The sequence below is a fragment of the Affinirhizobium straminoryzae genome, from assembly GCF_007004135.1.
Classification (GTDB): domain Bacteria; phylum Pseudomonadota; class Alphaproteobacteria; order Rhizobiales; family Rhizobiaceae; genus Neorhizobium; species Neorhizobium straminoryzae.
The window spans coordinates 1-5,609 of sequence record NZ_VJMG01000034.1; the positions used below are offsets into that span (position 1 = coordinate 1).

The window sequence follows — 5,609 nt, forward strand, 5'->3', positions numbered from 1 at the left end:
CGCAACAGCCATGCCACGGCGGCCTCGTCAGGCATCTCCGGCGCCGTGGAACTGACGGCTCCGACGATCGACCTGAAGAACGGCTCGGCGATCTTCGCCCAGGGCAGCGGCAGCTATGCCGGCGGTGACGTCACGCTGTCCGGCCAGTCTATCAGCCTCACCAATGCAACGATCGCCGGAAAGAACGTCAACCTGACCGCCAAGGATGAAAAGGCCGATTCCTTTTCGGCGGTGGTCCAGGTCGGGACAGCTTTCAGTGACATCAAGATCACCAAGGGCAGCCGTCTTCAGGCGGACGGTAACATCGACGTGAAGGCAGCCGCCTCGGCCGTTGTCGAGGATCTCGCCTTTAACGTGAACCGTCCTTACCTCCTGTCGTCGGCAAACACGGCGTCCGCGTCGATCTCCGTCGATGCGTCCAGCCTGGTAGCCGGTGGAAATGTCAATGTCGAGGCAAAGGCGACGACGGTGTCCCTGGCCAGCGATCTGCTGACCGACAGTGTCCTGCCCATTCCGGTTCCCTTTGATGCTGCGGTGGGGGTTGCGCTTTCGAGCGCGACGGTCAGCGTGCAAAATGGCGCTTCGGTGCTCAGCCGCGGTGGCGATGTCAATCTTACGGCCGACAGCCGTGCCGAAGCCGAAGCTGTCGGCACGGCGCGCAACATCACGTTCGGCCAGATCTCTCTGCCTTATGCGGCGGCGGTTTCCGTCGGGGTAGTGACCAACACTGCGGCGGTCACCGTTGATGATGCGACGCTGGCGGCCGACGGCGATGTGAATGTCCGCGCCTATGCGCTGAGCGATAACAGCAATACGTTCGACGTTCTGGCCGGCGGCTCTACCGAAGGCGCGCTGGGGATCGGCTTCAACTTTACCGATCACCAGGCCATTGCCCGCGTCCGCAATTCCAGCGTGACCGCAACGACCGGTGACGTCAATGTTCAGACGGAGAGCATTCTGCGCGCCGAACAGGCTGGGACGCTCTCCGTGAAGGACAATGCGGCCGACAACATCCTCGACCTCCTGGAAGGTGTGGTGACGGCCGTTGTCGACGAGTTCTTCACCGACGGTGGCGAGGTCAACGATACCGGGGAGAAGATCAATACCTATTGGGGCATTACCAAGGATGCCGCAACGGGACTCGATGCCCTGGCCTCCGTCTACAGCGCGGCCTGGGGCGAAAAATCGGGCATTTCCGGCAAGCGGCAGGACGGCAAGGACAAGGTCTGGGGTGCCGCGGCCGGTGCGCTCATTGCGCTGGACAACAGTTCGGCGGAGGTCTCCGCCAGCAATGGCAAGACCTCCCGCATCACGGCTGGTGGCAACCTGAACGTGGAAAGCCGCTCGAATGCGCTGACCATGAATTCGGTTGCGAGTGAAGTGGCCTATGACGGCGAGAGCGGCAGCGCCACCGCGCTTGCGCTCAACCTGTCCTACGAGAACATGGCGAATAGCGCCTTCATCAATGGCGCAGGGGCAAATCTCTCCATCGATGCCGGTGCCGTTTCGGTAAAGGCGACGCAGTTCGAGGTAAACGTCGATCCGAACGACGACAAGGTCGAGCTTCTGAAGTTCCGCGGCGAGGACATGAATGCCGGCCACTACGCCAATGGCCGTAGCCTCATCGCCAATGCCCGTGCTGCCGCGCCGGATGCTGTCGCCAACACCTATGCGATTGGTATCGGTGTCTCGACGCGGGATGTGGACGCCTATATCGACAATTCCGCCGTGAAGCTTTCGCATGACGGTGCCTTGTCGATCGGCGCCGAAAATGTGTTGTCCGTACTTTATATGGAAGCGGGTGACGCCGAGGAGATGGCCGGGCTTGCCGCCGAGGCTGCCACGGGTCGTCTGGCCGACCGGCTGTCCAAAATCCGCGAAGAGGCGGAGGCTGCGAAAGCCCAGGCCACGCAGGCCAGCAACACGGCTACCACACCGGCACAGCAGACGGCGGCAAACAGCCAGATTGCGGCGGCCAATGCGGCCCTGGCACAGACGCAGGCACAACAGACGCAGGTGGCCCAGACACAGGCAGCCGCGCAGAGCGCCGCGGCAAATCCGGTTGCAAGTCTCGGTTCGACCTACACGGTCGGCTTTAACATGATCGACCAGAACACAACCGCAGAATTGCGCGGTGGCGTATCCGTCGGGTCTACGGCGTCGAATACCGGGGTCCTGTCCGGTGATGTCGGCGCGATCGCAGTCAAGGCGCATTCCGGCATGGAAGGCGGCTTGAACACCTATGCGACGCTGAATGGCGGAAGCGCTGAAAAGGGCTCCAGCGGCACCGCGCTCAATATCGGCGTGAATGTGCTTCTCGGAGAGACCACGGCCAGGATCGCGGAAAGAACCGGTTCCGGCGGCGGTGCACATGCACAGAACGTTCTTTCCTCCAGTGATGACGTGACGGTCAGCGCCCGCAACGAAACATCGTTCCAGATCGTCAACAAGAGTGCAACCGCCGAAAAGATGGTCGGTGACGCGACGGCTGCCAACCTCATCACGCTGTCCGGCGGCATCCAGATGCTGGATACCACGGCGCGTCTTGAACGGAGCGTGCTTGCCGATGGCCATGTGGCCGTGGAAGCGGCCAGCGCCAACAAGGTTGCGACCTATCTGATGGGAACGACGGCTGGTGGTCGTGTCTCGCCGGTCAGCACCGCGGTCACCAATGGTCTCAACCTGATTGTCGGCATTGCCGGCTATGATCTTGGAGACGATGCAGAAGACGGGGTGCCTCCGGCTGGCGAGGAGGATGAGACCGCTGCCAATGCCAAGCTCGGAATCGGCGCCGTGCTCAACCTTGGGCTTGTCGCCAATGCACTGCGCAACAGCACTGCGATGGCGCAATCGGCAGAGACCGCGCTGAATGCCGAGGCGGATGCTCAGAAGGTGATGAAGGAGCAGGGCAAGAAGGACTTCGTCCTGAGTGCCGGCTTCTCCTACAATTCCTTCGACAGCGTTGCTGAAACGGCAGCCAACCTGACGCTGCGCGGCGAAGGTGTGAGCCTTGGTGCGTATAATGTGACGGATGCGGATGTCTCCGTCAGTGCGAACTCCGAGTTTGACGAAGGCGCCGGCGCCACGGTTCTGTCGGTCGCCGCCAACCTCGCCAACCAGGACAACCGCGCGCTGCTCGGCGCCGGCAGCACCGTCATTATCGGTAAAGACGGTCTTACGGTTGACGCCTCGACCAAGGCCTACGGCACCGATGAGAACGGTGACGAGACGCTGGATGCGGATACCAGCGACTTCTTTGCCCGCAGCATCGGCAAGTCCGGTCTGAAGGGAAAGCAGCTGATCATCGCGCTTGGCCTCAATATCGTCGACTTCGAGAACGAGGCGAAGATCGACAACACTGTAACGGTGCTGTCGCAGGCCGCCTATGATGCCGCCAACCAGTCGCAGCTTCAAACCGTCCTGTCCAATGGCGCCGACAAGCCGGCCGTAACGGTGACATCGCTTGCGTCCACCACCCTCAAGGCTGAAGGCAATGCGGCTAATGGCACCAATGGGCTGTTCTTCGAGGGCGAAGACGGCCTGCTCAGCTACTACGACGCCACAAAGGACATGCGGGGCGCGGCGCTTGGCCTCTCCGTTGCGAAGATGGCGACGCCGCTGATCGCCGGCTATCTGGATGCCCGCATCAAGCAGCGTCAGAAAGAACTTACCGAAGCGCATGATCCCGCCGGAGAAGGCGACGCCAAGGGGTTTGGGATCGGCATCAATGTCGGGTCACTCGACGTCAAGGCTTCCATCGCAGACGGCAATGCCATCCTCGATGTGGGCGATCTTGCGGTATCGACCGATGCGCGTGTGCGCACCAGCGCCCAGGGCGTTGCCGGCACGGGGCCATCGGATGCCATCCTCAGCCTCTCGACGGAAGCAACGGAATCGGCAGCGACGGCCATGGATGCGGCGGCTGCGATCAACGTCGTCTATGGTGACGTGTCTGCCGCCATCGGTACCGGTCGTACGGTCACGCTGCGCGCTGCCGATGCAGCGGCGGGCCTCGGCGCGCTGACCGGCGATGGCGTGATCCATGCGGAAACGGTGACGGTCAGCGCCAGGACGCAGGCCATGGCAGAAGCCACGGCGGACGGAAAGGCGGCCGGTGCGCAGGCTGCCGATGGTGCGGCAGGTGCCATCAACCTGCATGATTTCGATACGACTGCAACGCTGGCGGCCTCCGTCCGCGCCACGGGCGACGTGGCCGTCAAAGCCACCTCCGATACGGTCGAGGTGGTCAAGGCCGAGGCCTCCGCGCGCGGTACGCCGATCGAAGCCTATGCATCGAAGCTCAAGACCTCCACCAATGCGCTCCTGCTCGGATCGGATGGAAGCAATCCCAATACGAGTATCTTCGGCCGAGCGGCCGACCGCTTCAAGACCACCTATAAAGATATCAGCGCGGCCAGCAGTCAGATGCAGGGCGCCAAGCCCACGCAGGCCTTTGCGGCGGCGGTCGGCTTCAATTTTGCCGATCATGACACGAAGGCCATCGTGGCCGACAATGTGAAGATCGAGGCCGAGGGGGCTATCGACATCGTTGCCGACCACGATGCCATGTCGATGGTCGAGGCCTCGGGTGCTGCCGTGCTCAGCGATGATGCCACGGGCGCTGCGATGAGCATTAACGTCATCAAGACGACGGTTGCAACCAGCATCGGCAAGAATGTCGCGCTCGGCTCCGCGACGCATCAGGCCGGGGACGTCACCGTCGAGGCCATGAGCCGCTTCAACGCTGGCGTCAACGTCGCCGACGTCCTGCGCTACAAGACCGACGAGGACGGAAACGACGTCCTGGAAAATGGCAAAAAGGTTCTCGACGAAACCTTCCCCGATTTCACCTATTCGGCCGAGGGGATTGCCGGGGCCGGTGGTAAGGCCTCTTCGCTGACGGGCGCCTTCGCCGCAACCGTCTATCTCGGCGATACGTCCACGACTCTCGGCAATGGCGTCTCGATCAATGCGACAGGCGACACCACGATCGGCGCCTATGACCAGTCCAGGGTGGCCAACAAGGCCTGGGGCGTGTCGGCGGCGCTGGGCGCCGGCACCGGCACGACGAAATCGGCCCGCGGCGCCGTTGGCTCGGTCATTTACCGTGGTCGCGAAGTTGCCACGACCATTGGTACGGACCTCGACCTTCGCACCAGCAAGGATGCCGATATTGTGGCCAGGGTCCTCGCACCGTCTGATGCTTGGGTGGGACCGGAAAAGGGCTCGCTCGTCTCCTCGACAACGTGGCGTGATTACGTCGATCCGGTTCTCGGCGGTGACATTGCAGCGCCGCTGCGCAATGCCGATCCGGCCGTCACGCAGTCGCTGCATAACCAGGTTATCGCGGCCGCCGCCGCCGGCCAGAGCACCGAAGCTTCTTACAGCGGCGCGCTCGGCATCACTGTTGCCAACGGCGTGACGAAGGTAGCGATCGGCGATCGGGCCCATGTCGAGGCCAAGGCGATCAATGTCGAAAGCCGGATGAACCAGGAGGTGCTGGGTGTCGGTGGTTCGCTGACCGTCAGCCTGTCAGGCGCTGGCGGAACCTTCGGCGCGCAGGGCGCGGTCAATGTCGTGATGGACGAGGTGCTGACCTCCGTCGGCAA

General features: G+C 62.7%; 1 protein-coding gene. It reads left to right on the forward strand.

Annotated features, from left to right (window positions below; all coding sequences use genetic code 11):
• Nucleotides 1-5,609 (forward strand): beta strand repeat-containing protein (locus tag FNA46_RS26060; RefSeq protein ID WP_185969846.1); only part of this gene is annotated, 5,609 nt, incomplete at both ends.